This is a genomic window from Rhizobium sp. SU303, from assembly GCF_021052345.1.
Classification (GTDB): Bacteria; Pseudomonadota; Alphaproteobacteria; order Rhizobiales; family Rhizobiaceae; genus Rhizobium; species Rhizobium laguerreae.
The window spans coordinates 2,845,804-2,863,076 of sequence record NZ_CP088095.1; the positions used below are offsets into that span (position 1 = coordinate 2,845,804).

At 61.7% G+C, this 17,273-nt stretch carries 16 protein-coding genes; 7 read left to right on the forward strand and 9 right to left on the reverse strand.

Going from position 1 to position 17,273, the window contains the following annotated elements; genetic code table 11:
* Positions 1–66: 66 nt before the first annotated feature.
* Positions 67–612, reverse strand: a complete 546-nt coding sequence (locus tag RlegSU303_RS14300; RefSeq protein ID WP_131620358.1) for an AAA family ATPase — start codon at positions 610–612, stop codon at positions 67–69.
* Positions 613–891: 279 nt separating this feature from the next.
* On the opposite strand from RlegSU303_RS14300, the gene RlegSU303_RS14305 reads away from it, so the two are divergent.
* Together RlegSU303_RS14305 and RlegSU303_RS14310 are read left to right on the forward strand one after the other, a co-directional pair.
* On the forward strand, positions 892–1,278 hold the full coding sequence (locus tag RlegSU303_RS14305; RefSeq protein ID WP_017961088.1) for a cupin domain-containing protein: 387 nt from the start codon (positions 892–894) through the stop codon (positions 1,276–1,278).
* A gap of 298 nt (positions 1,279–1,576) precedes the next feature.
* Complete coding sequence (locus tag RlegSU303_RS14310; protein WP_017961089.1) at positions 1,577–2,104, forward strand: cupin domain-containing protein; 528 nt, start codon at positions 1,577–1,579, stop codon at positions 2,102–2,104.
* 77 nt (positions 2,105–2,181) lie between these two features.
* Here the strand turns inward: RlegSU303_RS14310 and RlegSU303_RS14315 are convergent, their stop codons facing one another.
* Positions 2,182–2,919: a phosphotransferase family protein gene (locus RlegSU303_RS14315; RefSeq protein ID WP_017961090.1), complete on the reverse strand. Its 738-nt coding sequence runs from the start codon at positions 2,917–2,919 to the stop codon at positions 2,182–2,184.
* Positions 2,920–3,174: 255 nt separating this feature from the next.
* Between RlegSU303_RS14315 and RlegSU303_RS14320 the strand changes: the two genes are divergently transcribed.
* Complete coding sequence (locus RlegSU303_RS14320) at positions 3,175–3,789, forward strand: 3'-5' exonuclease (RefSeq protein WP_131719088.1); 615 nt, start codon at positions 3,175–3,177, stop codon at positions 3,787–3,789.
* 27 nt (positions 3,790–3,816) lie between these two features.
* Here the strand turns inward: RlegSU303_RS14320 and RlegSU303_RS14325 are convergent, their stop codons facing one another.
* Positions 3,817–4,680 carry a DMT family transporter gene (locus tag RlegSU303_RS14325; protein ID WP_131719148.1) on the reverse strand — a complete coding sequence of 288 codons (864 nt, stop codon included), beginning with the start codon at positions 4,678–4,680 and terminating at the stop codon, positions 3,817–3,819.
* 90 nt (positions 4,681–4,770) lie between these two features.
* Here RlegSU303_RS14325 and RlegSU303_RS14330 point away from each other — a divergent pair, with 90 nt between their 5' ends.
* Positions 4,771–6,180 (forward strand): aminotransferase-like domain-containing protein, encoded by a 1,410-nt coding sequence (locus RlegSU303_RS14330; RefSeq protein ID WP_131719089.1) that lies wholly within the window; start codon positions 4,771–4,773, stop codon positions 6,178–6,180.
* 148 nt (positions 6,181–6,328) lie between these two features.
* Here the strand turns inward: RlegSU303_RS14330 and RlegSU303_RS14335 are convergent, their stop codons facing one another.
* Both RlegSU303_RS14335 and RlegSU303_RS14340 read right to left on the reverse strand, forming a co-directional pair.
* A complete protein-coding gene (locus RlegSU303_RS14335) occupies positions 6,329–6,730 on the reverse strand; it encodes a response regulator (protein WP_003560657.1) in 402 nt (133 codons plus the stop codon).
* Between the two features lie 10 nt (positions 6,731–6,740).
* Entirely contained in the window at positions 6,741–8,486 is a 1,746-nt protein-coding gene (locus RlegSU303_RS14340; RefSeq protein ID WP_131620355.1) for a sensor histidine kinase, read from the reverse strand.
* Positions 8,487–8,573: 87 nt separating this feature from the next.
* Here RlegSU303_RS14340 and RlegSU303_RS14345 point away from each other — a divergent pair, with 87 nt between their 5' ends.
* The gene (locus RlegSU303_RS14345) at positions 8,574–9,110 is read left to right on the forward strand and encodes a GNAT family N-acetyltransferase (protein ID WP_017961095.1); all 537 of its coding nucleotides are present in this window, start codon (positions 8,574–8,576) and stop codon (positions 9,108–9,110) included.
* Between the two features lie 276 nt (positions 9,111–9,386).
* Here the strand turns inward: RlegSU303_RS14345 and RlegSU303_RS14350 are convergent, their stop codons facing one another.
* Positions 9,387–12,209, reverse strand: a complete 2,823-nt coding sequence (locus RlegSU303_RS14350) for a helix-turn-helix transcriptional regulator (protein ID WP_445944747.1) — start codon at positions 12,207–12,209, stop codon at positions 9,387–9,389.
* A gap of 428 nt (positions 12,210–12,637) precedes the next feature.
* Between RlegSU303_RS14350 and RlegSU303_RS14355 the strand changes: the two genes are divergently transcribed.
* Complete coding sequence (locus RlegSU303_RS14355; RefSeq protein ID WP_017961097.1) at positions 12,638–13,219, forward strand: glutathione S-transferase N-terminal domain-containing protein; 582 nt, start codon at positions 12,638–12,640, stop codon at positions 13,217–13,219.
* A complete protein-coding gene (locus tag RlegSU303_RS14360; protein WP_017961098.1) occupies positions 13,216–14,070 on the forward strand; it encodes an alpha/beta fold hydrolase in 855 nt (284 codons plus the stop codon). Before RlegSU303_RS14355 ends, RlegSU303_RS14360 begins: the two co-directional genes overlap by 4 nt.
* A 55-nt stretch (positions 14,071–14,125) precedes the next feature.
* On the opposite strand, the gene RlegSU303_RS14365 is transcribed toward RlegSU303_RS14360, so the two are convergent.
* The 3 genes from RlegSU303_RS14365 to RlegSU303_RS14375 all read right to left on the reverse strand — a co-directional run bounded on the left by RlegSU303_RS14365 (position 14,126) and on the right by RlegSU303_RS14375 (position 17,170).
* Positions 14,126–15,040, reverse strand: coding sequence for a phosphotriesterase family protein (locus RlegSU303_RS14365; protein ID WP_017961099.1), 915 nt, complete (start codon positions 15,038–15,040; stop codon positions 14,126–14,128).
* A gap of 203 nt (positions 15,041–15,243) precedes the next feature.
* Positions 15,244–15,900, reverse strand: a complete 657-nt coding sequence (locus tag RlegSU303_RS14370) for a Vgb family protein (protein WP_026158748.1) — start codon at positions 15,898–15,900, stop codon at positions 15,244–15,246.
* Positions 15,901–15,949: 49 nt separating this feature from the next.
* Positions 15,950–17,170: a hypothetical protein gene (locus tag RlegSU303_RS14375; protein WP_017961102.1), complete on the reverse strand. Its 1,221-nt coding sequence runs from the start codon at positions 17,168–17,170 to the stop codon at positions 15,950–15,952.
* Between the last annotated feature and the right edge of the window lie 103 nt (positions 17,171–17,273).

Here is a 17,273-nt window from a genome sequence, read left to right on the forward strand (position 1 = left end):
GGCACGCTAGGAGGTCACGTTCCAGCCAAATTCGCCATCGCCTACGGAAGGCTACCGCCCAGGGCCTCAACCGTTCCTCAGCCAGCCCACCTCCCGCAAAACTGCCTTCGACAGCGTCTCGGGTGTCTTGCCGTCCGTGTGCACGACGATCATGCCCGTGGCATCTTCACTCGCCATGCGCCGGGCTTGTCGAAGCGAGCGCTCTGCCTGCTCTTCGGCACCGGAGCCAACCTCGCGCTGGGCGAGGCGCGCCAGGATCGTCGGCTCCGTGGCGGCCAGGCGAACCACGGTGATCTCTGCATCAGGTATTGCGGCCATAATCCACCGCCGGTCGAAAGCGAGGTGCATCATGACGCCTGACATGATCAGGCGCGAGTGCCCCAAGGCCCGGTATGTCGACCAGATCGCCGCCAGGTTGATGCTGCTGACGTCGAGCGTTCCAGGCCGGTGTCTCTCAAGATCCTCCGGGCTAGGGCGCGGGAACACGCGATCGAGTTCGTCCGTTTCAATAACCGCATGCGCCACGCCTTCAGCGGCAAGCTGAGCGCTCATCTCCCAGCACAGAGTGGATTTTCCGACGCCGGCCGGCCCAGTGACCAGGACGATTTCCATACCGTCTCCTCATGTCGATGCAGTGCTATTTCTCCAAATAACGGCAGGTTGGCAAGGGCGACGCGACGGAATGTCTGTATCGCTTGGCAAAAGAACTCATCGCAATATCACAAAGAGTAGCTGTTCCCAGCCATCCAACCCCACGCAGCCCTGCCGCCCCCGCAGGATACACTGGCTTACAAAAATAGGGGTCCGCAGACACATCCCTGGTTCAATCATCGACTTAAATCCCGATGCGGCCAACCGGTCGGAAATGGTCAATTCAGGAAGGATGACGACATGAAAATGATCCAGGCTATCGCGCTCGCCCTTGTTCTCGGCGGCGCAGTGACAGCACAAGCGGAACAGCCGCTACAGCGCACCGATCTCATCAAGAACGATATCGATGTGCCCGGCCACGAGGTCGTTCAGGTGCGCGTCGATTTCGCGCCCGGCGTTCTCGCCCCCAATCATTCGCATCCCGGCGAGGAGATCGCCTTCGTCATCGAAGGAACCCTGGAATACCAACTCGAGGGCAGGCAGCCGATTACCCTTAAAGCCGGCCAATCCTTGTTCATTCCCACCGGCGTCGCTCACTCTGCGAAGAATGTCGGCAGCGGCAAGGCGTCGGAATTGGCAACCTACATCGTCCGCAAAGGGGCGCCGCTCGTCATGCCCGCCAAGTGAGCCGTTCGTATCACCAGTGATCAGGCTGGCACCACATTTCTTCCCATTCCTGTGCTCTCGCAGGAATGGAGGAAACGTGGGTTTTGGCTGCCATTGATAAGAATTCGCTTTGCCGACGCCGCCCTTCGTCCCGTTCACGGAGAGAGGGTTAGCGCGAAGGGCGCCCCCGAGCCGGATGGCGACAGACAGCCACGCCGCTTGCGTGCGGGCTGCCGTTTCGCCCTTGCGGTCGCCTTCTATTCACGGCAGCATGTCCGTGTTCTCAATCATCTGAACCTCTCACATCAGGAGGATTATCATGGCAACGTCGGAGCGGCCGGCCTTTGTCGTCCATTGGAGCGAGATCGAACGGCCTGACGACTCGCATTATGACGATGACGACGAGTTGATGAGCATCGGTGCGCCTTTCGGACGCTATTTCGGCCTGACGAAATTGGGCATTCATCACGAGCGCTTGCCGCCTGGCCGGCGCACATCTTTTCCGCATGCCGAGAGCGCCGAGGAAGAATTCGTCTATGTCATCGAAGGCGCGCCCGACGTCTGGCTCGATGGCCATCTCTATCGGCTGAAGCCCGGCGACGCCGTCGGATTTCCTGCCGGCACCGGGATCGCCCATAGTTTCCTCAACAACACGCAAGCCGAAGTGCATCTCCTCGTCGTCGGCGAGCGCCACAAGGCCGAGAACCGCATTTTCTACCCGCTCCACCCTCACCGCAGACCGCTGCATAATGATTGGTGGGATGACCATCCCACTCACGCCCTCGGTCCGCACGATGGAATGCCGGACCTGGTGCGGGAAGCAAAGAACAGAGGAAGCAGCGAATAGATCAGCCAGGCCGATAGCCGGCCGAAATGGCGGCTTCGCGCAAGGCGGAGACCAACGCTTGCGTGGAGCTTCGACGGTTATGGGCTCAGGCCAGCCAAACGCAACAGCTGGTCATTTTCGTTTGCAACGCCTTCCGTCAGCCGGGCGGCGGCAATCGCGGGAAGCCAGGCCAGAATGGCGCTGACCTCCGATCCGGTGACCGAGGCGTAAGCTTCGACATAGCCCATTGCCCGGTCCGGCATCGCATGGTGCAACAACACGTATGTTCGGCAGACATCGGCCAAAGGATTGCCGCAGCAGGCGTCGAGCCAGTCGACGATCATGAACCCCTGCCCCGACCCGTGGATATTCCATGGGTGAAAATCGCCGTGACACACCCTGTCGCCATCCGGAAGAGAATCGAGTTTCGACAGGAGCCGCTTTCTGGACGCAGCATCCAGCCCCTCGGCTCGCCGGATCCTGGCGGAAAGCCTGGCCATGAGAGACGGCAACCCTTCGCCGGGTTTTTCGTGAAGTCTTCGATGCAGTTGCGCCATGTCTTCAAGCGGCGCTCTTCCTGCCGTCGAGACGAATTGGTCGGCAAAACAGGAGCTGGGCGCGCGATCCATCAACACGCCCCAGCGCCCATCGAATTCGCCGACCGCGTGGACCTTTGGCGCCGGCAGCGCGAGGCTCTCAAGAATCGACAGGTTCGCGGCTTCCCTGAATGACGACGCCTTGGAGGCGGCGCGCCTGTACAGCTTCAGCGCCAGGGCGCCATATTCGAAGACTTCGGCCTCTTTACCCGAACCAAGGATCCGACCGATTTCGGTCATTGCGGTGCCTCAATTTCTGATTTCAGCAAGATTGCATGGTGATCTCGCGAGAAATGCCGCGATCACCGCCATCGCAGTTTGCCACGGTCGACCAAAACGGGGGAGCGAAATTGTCGAGGCAGCACCTGCAGGCGGCACGCTTGGCCTGCGGCCATAGGCCTCCAAAGAGACGCCGGGCGCTTGCATCTGGATGCACTCCATGCGTTGGATTCGTCCTTAAACTAATCCGGATAATTTGTCAGAGGAGCGTCGACGATGAAGACCGCCATCATATTCGACTGTGAATTTCTTTGCCTGGAAGGCTCGCAACGCAGATTTTGGTGCGCGGCCCACGATCCCGATCCCGTCATTGCGCAGATCGGAGCCGTCAAGCTCGGCCTGGAAAGCGAGTTTCCGACCCTCGATACGTATAAATCCTACGTCCGGCCCATCGATCGCTTCGGTAAGAGGTATCCGCTCGATCCTTATTTCACCAATCTGACCGGCATCACAGAAGAGGATATCGACGCCCATGGCGTAGCGTTGGAGGATGCCCTTTCCGGCATCGACAGCTTCTCGGGCGGCGCCCGGTTTTGGTCGTGGGGCAAGGACGAGCTGAACATGTTGGCCATCAGCTGCTATGTCGCCGGTATTCAGCCTTCCATCCCGGCCCGCCGCTTCGACAACGCCGTCAAGCTTCTCGTCGCTGCGGGCATGCCGATCGAGGATTTGGCAAAGACACCCAGCAACAAACTGGCCGACTATTACGAGGTCGAACATCCTCCATTGCGTGGGCATGACGCTCTCGACGACGCTCTGTCGATATCATACACGCTGCAACATCTGATGAAGATCGGAAAATTGCAGCCCGAGGTCTTCGACCGAAGCTGAGGACAGAGAGAACGTCCCGATCCTCCCCTACCGCGCAAACCTGCGGGCGCCGGCGACACACAGGATGACGGCAACCGTGACTGCGAGCATGGCCCAGGTCACGGGCTCGTGCAGGAGGGTCGCGGCGAGCGCCAGGCCGAAGAACGGCTGGAGCAGCTGCAGTTGGCCGACCGCGGCGATGCCGCCCTGCGACAGGCCGCGATACCAGAAGACGAAGCCGATCAGCATGGAAAACAGCGAGACATAGGCAAGGCCGAGCAGCGCCGGCGTTTCGATGCCGGTGAAGGTTGCCGGCCGATGGAAAAGCGCGACCGCGACCGTCACCGGCAGCGACAGCACCAGCGCCCAGGAAATCACCTGCCACCCGCCGAGCGTGCGCGAAAGCCTGCCGCCTTCTGCATAGCCGAGGCCGCAAACGATGACCGCCGCCAGCATCAGCAGATCGCCGACCGGCGAGGCCGTCAGGCCTTGCGTCAATGCGAATCCCGCCACCAGCGCGCTGCCGAGAACGGAAAAGGCCCAGAATGCCGGCTTCGGCCGTTCTCCACCGCGGATCACGCCGAAGATCGCCGTTGCGAGCGGCAGCAGGCCGATGAAGACGATCGAATGGGCTGACGTGACGTGCTGCAGCGCCAGGGCCGTCAGCAGGGGAAAGCCGACCACGACACCCAGCGCCACGACGGCCAGGGAGAGAATATCACCTCGGCTCGGCCGCTTCTCTCTGAAAGCAATCAGCAGGCCGAGGGCGAGGAAGCCGGCGATCGCCGCGCGCGCCACGGTGAGGAAAACCGGATCGAACTGCATCACCGCCACGCGCGTCGCCGGCAGCGATCCGCTGAAGATCACTACCCCGATAAAACCATTGATCCATCCCGAGGCCATGCGGTCCATGATGAGCTGCACTCCTTCATTCTCTGACTCTTATCGGCCAACACGGATGGTTATGACAGTCACAGTCTGATACAATTTCGCGAAACTGTAATGGTTCAGAAAGCAATACGGATGAACGAAGGACGCACACGCGTGGAGATGGTCGTTGCAACAATCAGGCAGCGCATCGCCGGGCGCAGCCTAACGCCGGGCGCAAGACTGCCTTCCGTCCGGGGACTGGCTGCGACGTTGAAGCTGTCGACTTCGACCGTCGTCGACGCTTATGAGCGGTTGGTCGCCGAAGGCGCGATCCTGGCAAGACCGGGCTCGGGATTCTACGTCGCCAACCAGGCAGCGCCCTTTGCGCTTGCCGAGACTGGCCCGAAGCTCGACCGCGCGGTCGATCCGTTCTGGATATCGCGGCAATCGCTGGAGGCCGGCGAAGCCGACCTGAAACCCGGCTGCGGCTGGCTACCGCCCTCCTGGCTGCCGGGGGACGGAATGCGCCGCGGGCTCAGAACGCTTGCCCGCGCCGACGGGCCGGCGCTCGCCGACTACGGCTCACCGCTCGGCTTGCCGCAACTGCGCCAGCTGATTTCGCGGCGCATGGGGGAACGGGGGATCGAAGCCTCCCCAGGTCAAATCATGCTGGCCGATTCCGGCACGCAGGCCATCGATCTGCTCTGCCGTTTCCTGCTGGAACCCGGCGACACGGTGCTGGTCGACGATCCCTGCTATTTCAATTTCCATGCGCTGCTGCGCGCCCATCGGGCAAAGATCGTCGGCGTGCCCTACACCGCGTCCGGTCCCGATATCGAGCTGTTTGCGCAAGTCGTCGCCGATGAGCGTCCACGGCTCTACATCACCAACTCCGCCATCCACAATCCGACCGGCGCAACCTTGTCTCCCGTTACGGCTCACCGGGTTCTAAAACTCGCCGACCAGTTCGACCTGGCCATTATCGAGGACGATATCTTCGCCGATTTCGAGCACACGCCGGCACCCCGCCTTGCCGCCTTCGACGGGCTCGAGCGGGTCATTCACATCGGCAGCTTCTCGAAGACCCTGTCGGCTTCGGCCCGCTGCGGCTTCGTCGTGGCGAAACCGGAATGGATCGACGGCCTGACAGACCTGAAGATCGCCACCTCCTTCGGCGGCGGCCGGCTGACGGCGGAACTGGTGCTGAACGTCTTGAGCGACGGCAGCTATCGCAAACACATGGAGACGCTGAGACACCGGCTCTCCCGGGCGATGAGCGAGGTCTCGGCCAAGCTGAAGAATCTCGGCATAACGCCCTGGCTGGAGCCCCAGGCCGGGATGTTCCTCTGGTGCCGGCTGCCCGATGGCATCGATGCGGCTGATGTGGCGCGGGCCGCACTCGAAAAGAGAATCGTTCTGGCTCCCGGAAACGCATTCAGCCTGTCGCAATCGGCAACGAATTTCATGCGCTTCAACGTGTCTCAAACGCTCGACCCGCGCGTCTTCGAAGCGGTCGGCGACATCCTGACAGGAAGAGGATGATGGAAGGTGGCAGTCCGGGATCGAGCGCCTGCTACCACTTCTCCCCAACACGGAGAAGAGTTATATGGCAGCGCCTCTCCCTTCCTGAAAGCGTCTTTTGCGGAAACGGAGGGGATGTGCTTTCTTCCAAGCCCTTACCCGGTAACCATCAGAACGACCGGTGGACCGCTTTGTCATTGGCAAGACGGGTCACGCAGCCTTCGAGCTTGGCTAGCAACAGATCGAAGTCGAGCGGCTTCGTCAGATAGTCCGCCGCTCCGCCGCGAAGGCCGGCCAGCGTATTTTCCCGGTCGGTCAGCGCCGTCAGCAGGATGAAGGGAATATTGGAGAGCTCCGGGTGATTGATCTGAATTTCGGCCAGAAGCTGGTGCCCGTCCATCACAGGCATCGAAATGTCGCTGATGACGATATCGGGCCACTTCGACAGGATCATTTCCAGCCCCTCGGCGCCGTTGGAAGCCTCGAGCGTCTTGTAGCCGGCTTCGCTCAACTCTTCGACGAGCAGGTTCCGGATCTCGACTTCGTCTTCTATGCACAGGACGGTAACCATGAGCTCTTCCTTAAGCTGCGACTTGTTGATCCGACAATAGAAACTCTATTGGCAGAAGAATGGTGAATGTTGTGCCTTTGCCGAGTTCGCTCGTCACCTCGACGGTGCCGCCATGCAACTCGACGACCTGTTTGACGACGTTGAGGCCGATGCCCGTTCCGGCAATACCCGTCGCGCTGCGGGCGCGATAATAGGGCTGGAACAGCTTCGGCAGATCGTCCGCATCCATGCCGATGCCGCTGTCGGAGATGGCGATCTCCACCGTCTTCTCATCGGCCTGGGCGCGAACATGAATGTCAGGCGCGTTGGGCGAATATTTGACGGCGTTCGAAATCAGGTTGGTGAAGACCTGCTCCATCGCGCTGCGGTCGAACGTCAATACATCCGGTATCGGCTCGAGATCGAGATGGAACACATGCGAGCGGCTGAGATGGCGCTGTCTGTCGCAGCAGGCGACAAGCAGGGCTTTCAGATCGCCTTCGCTGCGCTTCAGTGTGATCTGTCCGGTTTCGAGCCGGCCGCTGGCGAGAATGCTCTCCATCAGATCGACCATGCGCACGACCGCGCTTCGGATCACGCCGGCTTTTTCGTGAACGTAATCGCCGCTGACGTTGGTCGTCGAGCGGCAGAGCCGCTGGGCAGCGGCGTCGATGATGGCGAGCGGCGTGCGAAACTCGTGCGAAGCCATGGCGACGAACTGGCGCTGGAGCGCATTCACCTGGCGTTCGTGCACCAGCAGGCGATCCAGCTCCTCTCTCTGCCTTTCGATCTCGGCCGTTCGATCGGCCACCATCTCTTCCAGGTGGTTCCGGTGGTGGGTGAGCTGCGCCTGGCTGTCCAGCAGGGTCACCGAGGTGGCATGCAGACCTCGTCCGAGCCAGAAGACGACGGCAATCAGCAGCGCAAGGCAGCCAAGTCCCGCCGGCGCAATCTGCTGAAGCAGCATGAATCCGGGCAGGATAGGCGGCCACACGAGATAGCCGATCGTGCCGCCGTCATGGGACGGCACTGGCACTTGCGCCCGCTCGTCCTCCCCTTTCGAGGGCGCGAAATGCAATCCTTCGAGCCGCGCGTAATGGGCGATGCTTTCTGCAGCTTTTCCATCGATGAACTTGACAGAAATGGCGATGAACTCCTGGCCCGCCTCGATCTGCATCCGGGTCGAGCTCGGCAGAATAGGACGCGCGCTGGCAATTGCCGGCCGGTTGCCGATCATGATCGTCCGAACCGCGGCCAGTTGCCCGAGCGCTTCGGCGCCGGGTTTTGCAGCCGGCTCGACAAGAACGGCGCGCATCTCTCCGGCGAGAGCGGTCACTTCTCGGCCATCGTCGTCACCGAGCCGCGGCGGCACGGCATCCGCGCCGTCGCGGAAAGCAAACATCAGGCGATTGGTATCGTCGAAGATATAGGTCCTGTCGTGCCCGAAATACCGGCTCGTCCATTGGCCGACATTGTCGAGCAGCCATTCATGGTTCCGCTGCTTGGCATAAAGGAAGGCATCGTCCCATTTGGTGACGCTTTCCTGCTCCCGGGGAAGTGCCGCGATCTGCTCTTCCAATCCTTGGCCGACGAAGTCGGCCTGTCGGCGCAACGAGAGATCGTCGACCTTCACCGCGGCGAGCCACGCAAATCCGCACAGCAACACAGCCGCGGCGCACGTGAGCGTCACCAAGACGAATGTAATGTGGGATGTGAGCCCGACCTTCAATACCTGCAACCTTTTGATGGCGCCCGCTGTCGAGAAATTGACACGCAAAGGTTGACGGACCGTGAATTATGCGCTCCCGTGCGGGTCTGCGGCAGGTCTCCGATAGGCATTCCGCAATCGTTGAAGGAGAAGCACATGGATGCAGCGGCATCGCCGGATACGTTAGGCATCAGGATCGAGCCGATCGCTGCCGTCCATATCGACAGCTTTCATCGTACGCTGGACGTCGTCGCGCGGGAGAAAAAATACCTGTCCATGCTGGAAGCATCGCCCCTGCCCCAGACTCGTGAGTTCGTGATGGGCATGATTGCGAAGGGCAATCCGCAATTCGTTGCCACCGCTGAAGGCGAGGTCGTCGGTTGGTGCGACATCAGCCGGCATTTCTTCCCGTCGCACGCCCATCGCGGAAGGCTAGGAATGGGGGTCCTTCCCGCCTATCGCGGCAGGGGTCTCGGACGAAGGCTCGTCCAGACCACATTGAAAGCGGCGCAGGAAACCGGTTTCGTAAGGGTCGAACTCGATGTTTACGAAGACAACGCCCGTGCTATCGCTCTCTACGAAAAGGTGGGATTTGCGCGTGAAGGCATCGTCCGGCGTGCGGCGTGCATCGATGGCCGGTTCATCGATGCGACCAGCATGGCGCTTTTGTTCGATGAGCGCGGCTTCTCATAGATCCTGGTATCGCCGTCGATTTCTGAAAAAGCTCCAGCAAGCCGATAGAGCACTTCCGAGGCCCTCCGGTCGGCAAACAATAAGCAGAATCGACGCGGGAGGCTGGCAGTGGCGCACCAAATGTCGGCGTGCGGCCACCGATCGAATCGACAGAGCCGAAGCGGCCGTCGCCCTCCGGAGCCGACGGCTGAGGACGCAATCTTGCTTGACCACTGCGGTCCAGCCGAATTTCCTTGTCCAATCCGTATACGCACTGTGCATCCGAACCAACAAACTCTAACCCAGATCAATGATCCTGAGCCGGTGTGCGACGGCTGCGGCGGCGCCCCGGCTGGAGACGGAAAGCTTGCTCAAAATGTTAGACACATGAACGCTCGCCGTTTTCGAGCAAATGAATAGATTCTTCGCGATCTCCCGATTGCTATGGCCAGCCGCGACTAGCCGGAGGACCTCGAATTCTCGATCTGTCAGGCCGAGGGGCGCCTTCGGCGCCCCCTCATCCTCTTCATCTCGTAAATTAATACGCGCTTTTGCAGCGAGGGCTTCAATCTGGTTGGCCAAAAGGCAGGCGCCGATCGAATGAGCAATCTTCGCACCGTGCCTGAAATGGCGCGCTCCACTCGCCCGCTTGCCGGCGTTCACTGCGGCGGCACCTGCTTGCATAAGGGCGTACGCCTGCCGAAAGGGCTGGTTCAATCCAGCCCAGCTTTGGGCAACCGCAGCCCATCCATCGAGATCAGAAACCGTGGCGCGCGACATCTCAGCCAAAATCGCCAGCCTCTCGGTCTGCTCTACCATATTTCGGCATGGGGTCTGAGCGGCAAGCTCGGCCAGTTCCAGAGCAACGTCTCTCTGGTTCGTATCGACGGCAACGCGGATGGCGGAAGCCAGGAGCGGCCAGGAGGCGCTCCCTCGCTTCTCCAGATGCGCCAGAGCAGATCTCACCAAGAGCGCCGACTGATCCACGTCACCTGATAAAGCCGAGCTTTCAATGTCAAATTTCAGAAGGTTGGCTGCCATACGGCTGGCAACTTGGGGGCCTGGCGGGAGAGCGCGCAACGATCTTGCCGCTGCAGCAATTCGATCCGCATCCCCTAATGCCAAGGCGATCTCCGCTTGGCATTCGAAGACGTGAACAAGCCCCAATGGCAGCGGATCCAGTGCCGCCATCCGTTCGCATGTCTCAGTGGCTTCGGAGACACGGCCCAAGACCAAGAAGGCGCGGCAAAGGGGCGAACCAACCAGTGCTCCTATATACCGTGCCTGCCCGAGCTCGACCGTCCGCGCAAAAATTGCCGGTCCGATCTCAATGACCTGACCATATTCTCCTGCGTCGAGCAGGGCCTGCAGCAGTGCTGCGCCCGCAAGAATCTCGACTCGGCCTATGGATACCTGCTCCGCCCGCATTGCGACGGTCCGATGGGCATCGATGCGAGACACGTTCGGCGCCCTGTCCAGCGACGCCGCAATGATCAGTGCCTCGATACGGTATTCCTCATCGTCGAGCCTCTCCGCCAAATCCCTCAGTTCCTCGCCCAAGCATCTGGCGCGATCGAACTCTCCCCGTAAAATCAGCGCACGGGAAAACTGCCCTAAGGCATCAGCGCGCAACCTTGTGGGACGGACCGCGTGATCGAGCGCGCGCTCAAGGTCTGCGATCTCGCCTGGGAGAAGCGCGTGCTGACGCATTACCGCGCGCTGCAGAAGAAGCGCCGCCAATTGCTCGCCATCGCCGTCGGCATCCAGTTCGGCGAGTGCGCGTTCGACAAAGGCGAGCCCCTGCTCCGCCTCCGCTGCCCAGCAGGCGGCGTCAGCAGCGAGTTCCAACACCTTGCAATGGTCGACGCCGATCAACCCAGTCGCACCTTCGACCTCGGGCCACGCCGCTAACATGAGCTTCAGCATCTCCATCTGGTCTACATAGGCGAAAGTGGCAGCGGCTTCCGCCGCAGCATGCCAGGCCCATTTTAGGCAACGTTCCGCTTGGCCGGCGCCGTGCAGATGACGCGCGAGCGCTACGGAATGCCAAATCCGGTAGCTTGGAACCGGTCCGCGTTCGAGAACATCGGCATAAAAGCGATGGATGGCCACCTTTTCGCCGGCGATCAGGTCGCCCCGCACTGCGTCCTGGATGAGCGCGTGGCGGAACGCATATCCATCACGGTCGGCCGCGACGACCCCCGCCGAAATCGCGGGGCGCAACAATTGCGCGAGTTCGAGGTCAGGTTTGTTCGCCACGTTGCGAAGTAGCGAATGGGTTATATGCGGTCCGCCGAGCGCCATCACTTTCAACAACTCACCCGTGGATGCCGGCAGGTCTCTCACGCCTCTCAGCAGGTAATCGTTGAGCGAGCCTGGAACATCTGTGCGCAAGCTTCCGCCCGCATCGATAAGTGCCTCGGTGAACAGCGGGATTCCGCAGCCCCGCAAATACACGCTGTTAATCATAGCAGGCGTTGGCGGCGACCCGAGCAGGCCCTGGAGCTGCACGGCGATCTCCGCGCGGGTGAGGCGAGGAAGTTTCAGCACTTCAGAACCCTCGGAAAGAGAGAGGTCCACGATGGTTGTCCGCAATGCGTTGGGGCCGTTCGCCTCCTCGGGTCGATAGGTGACGATCAGCATGAGCCGAATTTTCTTCAGCCGCGTCGAAAGAAAGCGAAGCAAATCGCAGGTTCCCTGATCGGCCCAGTGAATGTCCTCGATGACCAGGACGAGCGGCATCTCGCGCGCCAGTTCCTCGAACAGTTTTCGAAGTGTCTCGAACAGCCGCGACCTTGCGATGCCCGCATCAAATCGCTCGGAGGTCTCGCCGAGTTCGGGAAGAAGCCACGCCAGTTCTCGAGTACCCTCGCCGCTGACAAGCGATCCGACTGCCGACTGGCCGCGCAGACGAACCAATTCATGCAGCAGAGCTGTAATAGGCGCGTAAGGTAGGGCCGATTCCTGCTGCTCAATGCACCCACCTTTTAGGATCAAGGCACGGCCTGAGAGTCGGTCGGCGAACTCGTCGACCAGCCGGCTTTTTCCGCCACCTGCTTCTGCCCCGAGAAGAATGCAACATTGCCGACCGCCAGAGACATCTCGGAAAGCAGTTTCCATGGAATTGAGTTCTGCGGCTCTGCCCGAAAACCGCGCCCTTTTAGGGAAAGTCGACACAAAATGCTCCGATACTTGGAATTCGAGATTGCAGAGATGAAGCCATAATCATCCCATGTGTACAACCGGCAGCAGGTTGCCCGATCCCGACGGTTTGTAAACACCAGCAGGCCGACCTTCCAAAGGCAGAGGTGGGGTTGATGCAGAGCGCCGCAGACTAGGCTGCGCTCGGTCGGTCGACTGAATTTCTATGCCCCCAGACATGCATTTCAAACCAGTCCTACTGAATATGCCCGATGCGGCACCCCCCACCTTAGCCACAGTATCCGGACATGAAGGGAACATTTATGCGTGGGCGATCGGGTAACCGCCCGACGCTGCCCACCTCTTCTTGGACAATGGACATACGAAACGAAGGAAGGAACGGTTGGATGAAACTTTACTCTGCGCCCGGATTCTCCAGCTTGGCGGACCACATCGCCATGCTGGAGGCTGGAATTCAATTCGACCTGGTCAAGGTCGACCTAGAGACGAAGCAGATTGAAGGGGGCGGCCGATACATGGACATCAATCCGGCGGGCTATGTGCCCGCCCTTATGTTCGACGATGGTGAGGTGCTGACCGAAAATGTTGCCATCCTGGCTTGGATCGCCGACCGCGCACCGGAGCTTGCACCGCAGGGTCATCTGGGCCGCGTCCGCCTGCTCGAGATGCTGAGCTTTATCGCGACCGAGATTCACAAGCGCTTTCCCACCTACCTATCGCTTCCGGAGGAAGTCAGGGAGCCGACGGGCCAGCAAATAGTGCACTGGTTCGGCTTCGTCGCCGGCCGACTTGAGCGGGGTTATCTGTTCGGAGAGACCTTCACGGTCGCCGATGCCTATCTTTTCCAACTCGCGTGGGGCGCAACTCAACTCGGATTCGCTCTGCCCGAGCCGTTAGGCGAATACATCGCACGGATTGAACAACGACCGGCGGTGCAAGCCGCGCTGCACCGCGAGGGCCTCGCATGAGTGGGCTGATGATCCGCACTGACGGGGTCGAGCTCGCGACGCAGAGCTTCGGCAATCCGAACCAGCCGCCCCTACTTCTGATCATGGGCGGAATGGCATCGATGCTGTGGTGGCCGGAGGAATTCTGCCGTCGGCTCGCCGAACGTGGTCGCTTCGTGATCCGTTATGACCAGCGCGATTCCGGCCTTTCGACCAAATATCCGCCTGGTCGGCCCGGCTACACCTTCGAGGACGCCGTCGATGACGTGTTCCGCCTGCTTGACGGCTACGGAACTCCGAACGCTCATATCGTCGGCTTTTCCCTCGGCGGCATGGTCGGGCAGGCGGCCGCACTGAAGAGCCCGGAACGCGTGCTTTCCCTAACGGCGATCAGTACCTCGCCGGTCGGTGTGGATACATCCCATTTCCCTCCGAGCGGCGAGGCCTGGCTGGAACACATGGCCGTGGAGGTGGACTGGTCGGACCGGGCGGACGCGGTCGCGTACCTGGTCGAGGATGCGCGCCTGACCGCCGGAACGGCGCGTCCATTCGACGAAGCCGGAACTCGAGCCTTCCTCGAACGCGACTTCGACCGCTCCGGAGGCTATCTGAGTGCCACCAACCACAGCGTCCTCTTTGAGATCGGCGAGACATGGCGAGGCCGGCTCGACGAGATGAAGGTGCCGCTTCTCGTCCTTCACGGCACCGCCGATCCGGTCTTTCCGCCGACGCACGGAGAGACACTCGCGCGGACTGTGACAGATGCGAAGTTCGTGAAGATCGAAGGTGGCGGCCACGAACTTCACCCCGGAGATTGGGAAAAGATCATTTCCGCCATCGACGAACATGTCGTAAGAGCGATGTGCGTCTAGCAACAGAGACAAGCCATTGGGGATTGAAATAATGGGCCGTGCCTGGCCACTCCCCCTATCGGGCGAAAGCCTCGAACGGATTGTCGTGGGTCAGGCGCATCAGGGTCCCGTCGTCGATGCCCCGCCGTTTCAGCTCTGGCAGCAAGACCGTGGAAAGATGGGTGTAAGGCTTGGGTGTTCCGCCCATCGGCAGCGCCGGATCGAACCAGCCGCGGTCATGACTCAATAACAGGCGATCGCCGCAGCCCGCTTCCAGCGCCTTGATCACCAGCTCTGCCACCTCGTTGTCCTCGCCCCGGCCGACATGGTCATATTCGATCCAGGCGCCTCGCTCGGCGACAGCAACGTTATAGGCGAAGTCCTTTTCTTCCTGCGTATGGATCGAGATGAACCTGTCGGCCCTGTAGCCCTCCGCCTCGATGACATCGAGTTGGTCCATGACGACCCGTCCCCTGATCGTATGACTGCCGATGACGGCGTCCGTCTGCGCCGCCGCGCGCGCGGCGGCCCGCAGAATTTTCGTCTCGAGCGCCGTCATGCCGTCATCGCCGGCGCTGAGCTTGATCCAGCCTGCCTGGAACCCGGTCTCGTCGATCTGCTCCGTCAGCTCGCGAAGCATCCACGCCTCCAGCTCCTTCTCGGAAGCATGGCGGACCCATTCGGGAATCCAGGGCTCGCGGTAATTGCCGGTGGGCACGACGATCGGAAAATCCGTCGCAAGTGACACGGCAAGATCGATATCCGCACGGCGTCCGACGCCGCCCGTCGAGCATTCGACCAGTGCCGTCACCCCGAGCTTCTTGATCCGCTCGATCTCGGGGGCCATCAGCCGAACGACGTCTTCGATCTCAGCTTCGGCATAACCGGGCTGGTCGGGCGTCCTGAGGTCGACGAAGACGTGCTCGTGCGGGAGGATCATCCCAAGTTCGGATTTGCTCTTAGGGCCGAGCGTCGTGCGCAGATGTTTCAAAGTCTCTCCCCCACGGTCGCACCGGCTTTGCGTACAGCCCTCGATCGACACTGCCGCAAAAGTAGATCGTCACGTAACGAAATCAATCGCTCACTCGGCTATAATTCCGACAACCTCATCATTGATGTCGACTTCCGAGTTGCTGGCGACCTGACTGTCGCTGGGAACTATATGCTGCATCGGCCTCTTCGGCGTCGCATCGGCTACTTCCCCTTCCCCTCCTTGGCCTGCGCCGGCCGGCTGATCGCGCGGACCTTGCCGCTGGCGCCGCCACCGCAAAAGAAGCAGTCGGCGCCGTCGGATTCGAGGCCGGAGACGCCGGTGCCCTCGGGCATTTCCAGCCGCTCCAGCACCTCGCCGGTTTCGGGGTCGATGCGTCTGACGTCGCTGTCATCGCCCTCCCAGGTGCCGTGCCAGAGCTGGCCGTCGACCCAGGTGACGCCTGTCACGACGCGGTTGGATTCGATGGTGCGGAGGATCTTGCCCGTCTCCGGGTCGATCTGATGGATCCGGCGCCCCCGGTGCTGGCCGACCCAGAGCGAGCCTTCGGCCCAGGCAAGGCCGGAATCGCCGCCGTTGCCAGGCGCCGGGATGGTGGAAAGGATACGTCCGGTCTTCGGGTCGATCTTGTGAATGACATCCTCGGCAATCTGATAGAGAAACGTGCCGTCGAAAGCCGTACCGGCATGGGACGCGACCTCGATCGAGCGCACCACCTCGCCACTTGCGGGATCGAGCGCATTCAGCCTGTCACCCGAGGCGAACCAGACGTGCTCACCATCGAAGGTGACGCCATTGATGTGTTTCGCGCCTGGGAAAGGTCCGTATTCGCGGATGATCGTCGCTGTCGATTTCTTCATCTCTTCCATCCTGTTCGCCCGTAGGGCCATCTTCATCAGTCAGGCGATACTAGTCGTTTGGCAAAGGTCCCGGGAGTAACAAGATCGTCGGGAAACCAGGCAGCGGCGGGCTCATCCAGCGCCGCGCCCGCCCGCGCCCGAAGGATTGCACCTTGCTCTCCCCGGCAAGCGAATCCAGCGCCCGCTGCACGGTGCGCGGGCTGGCGCCGAGCGCGATCGCCAGCGCCGAGCTCGACCACGCCTCGCCATCGGCGAGAAAGGCAAGCACCGCCCCATGCTGGCCTTCGACCAGCGGCGCCAGCACGACGGTCTCGCCGGCGCGCCGCGGCGATAGCGCAAAACCGCGTTTCGTTGCCGAGACCTCCGCGAGCGCCCGCAGCTCGGCGCGCAACCGGCCGATCTCGACGCGCAGCCGGGCGCGATGCGATTCATCGGCATGTTTACCGCGGAAGGCGCGTGCGACAAGCGTGCCCCTGGCCATATCCCCCGGCCAGGCTTCGGCGAGCGCGCGGGCGAGCGCGAAGAGCACCGGCCGCGTTGCCAGCGACACGGAAAGCTGATCGTCGCGCACGACATGGCGGCAGGCATCGACGACGAGCGCACCCGAGCCTAGCAACTCTTCCACCTCTTCGAGCAGCAGCGGGCTTTCCCGCCAGTGCGAGATCAGCCGTGCCACCGGCGCGCTGAGCACGTCGGCGGCATTTTCCACCTCCGCCGTCAATACGGGCATACCGGCTTCGCGCGCCGCCTGCCTCGCCCGGTCAAGCGCCGCACGCGCCGCTTTCGTCTGCAGGCGTCTGATCGCGATGCCCGCGACCACCAACTCATGGGCAGCCCTTGCCGCCGGCGGCAGCGGCGTCGGGTCGAGTGTTTCGAGCGCCCGCTCGGCCTCGTCGAGCCGGCCGATCAGCACCAGCCGGCGAAGCTCGACATTTCTGGCATGGGCAGCGTTGACCCTGTCGCCATGCGCTTCGAGCACCTTGCGTGCCGCCTCCAGCGCTTTGGGCGGCCAGGTGAGATCGCGCGAGACGAGCGCGATCTCGGCCTCGGCGACCACGCAGCGGGCTCGCGCCACCGCCTCCCGCGGGCCGAAAGCACGCGCCGCACTCTTCAACAGCGCCTTGGCACGGACGAGATCGCCGAGCTGCGCCATCGCAATGCCGCGCAACGCCAGCGCCGGCGCATCGTCGCGCAGCGCCACCCGCTTCAGCGCGCCGAGCGCATCTCCCACTGCCAGCGCCCGCGCCGCTGCCGTGATCAGCGAGTCCATTCAAATCCCGTCACACTTGTCACTCCCACCATTTCCCCACCCGGCCTTAGATTTATCGTCGACCGGCAAGCAAGCCTGCGCCGGATGCTACGACGAGAGACAG

Excerpts from the sequence above, each read along its gene's own strand:
- RlegSU303_RS14320 (WP_131719088.1), top strand. The coding sequence starts at position 3,175 with ATGAAGACCGCCATCATATTCGACTGTGAATTTCTTTGCCTGGAAGGC.
- RlegSU303_RS14310 (WP_017961089.1), top strand. The coding sequence starts at position 1,577 with ATGGCAACGTCGGAGCGGCCGGCCTTTGTCGTCCATTGGAGCGAGATC.
- RlegSU303_RS14370 (WP_026158748.1), bottom strand. The coding sequence starts at position 15,900 with ATGAAGAAATCGACAGCGACGATCATCCGCGAATACGGACCTTTCCCA.
- RlegSU303_RS14315 (WP_017961090.1), bottom strand. The coding sequence starts at position 2,919 with ATGACCGAAATCGGTCGGATCCTTGGTTCGGGTAAAGAGGCCGAAGTC.
- RlegSU303_RS14335 (WP_003560657.1), bottom strand. The coding sequence starts at position 6,730 with ATGGTTACCGTCCTGTGCATAGAAGACGAAGTCGAGATCCGGAACCTG.
- RlegSU303_RS14345 (WP_017961095.1), top strand. The coding sequence starts at position 8,574 with ATGGATGCAGCGGCATCGCCGGATACGTTAGGCATCAGGATCGAGCCG.
- RlegSU303_RS14350 (WP_445944747.1), bottom strand. The coding sequence starts at position 12,209 with ATGGAAACTGCTTTCCGAGATGTCTCTGGCGGTCGGCAATGTTGCATT.
- RlegSU303_RS14300 (WP_131620358.1), bottom strand. The coding sequence starts at position 612 with ATGGAAATCGTCCTGGTCACTGGGCCGGCCGGCGTCGGAAAATCCACT.
- RlegSU303_RS14305 (WP_017961088.1), top strand. The coding sequence starts at position 892 with ATGAAAATGATCCAGGCTATCGCGCTCGCCCTTGTTCTCGGCGGCGCA.
- RlegSU303_RS14355 (WP_017961097.1), top strand. The coding sequence starts at position 12,638 with ATGAAACTTTACTCTGCGCCCGGATTCTCCAGCTTGGCGGACCACATC.
- RlegSU303_RS14330 (WP_131719089.1), top strand. The coding sequence starts at position 4,771 with ATGGTTCAGAAAGCAATACGGATGAACGAAGGACGCACACGCGTGGAG.
- RlegSU303_RS14360 (WP_017961098.1), top strand. The coding sequence starts at position 13,216 with ATGAGTGGGCTGATGATCCGCACTGACGGGGTCGAGCTCGCGACGCAG.
- RlegSU303_RS14325 (WP_131719148.1), bottom strand. The coding sequence starts at position 4,680 with ATGGACCGCATGGCCTCGGGATGGATCAATGGTTTTATCGGGGTAGTG.
- RlegSU303_RS14375 (WP_017961102.1), bottom strand. The coding sequence starts at position 17,170 with ATGGACTCGCTGATCACGGCAGCGGCGCGGGCGCTGGCAGTGGGAGAT.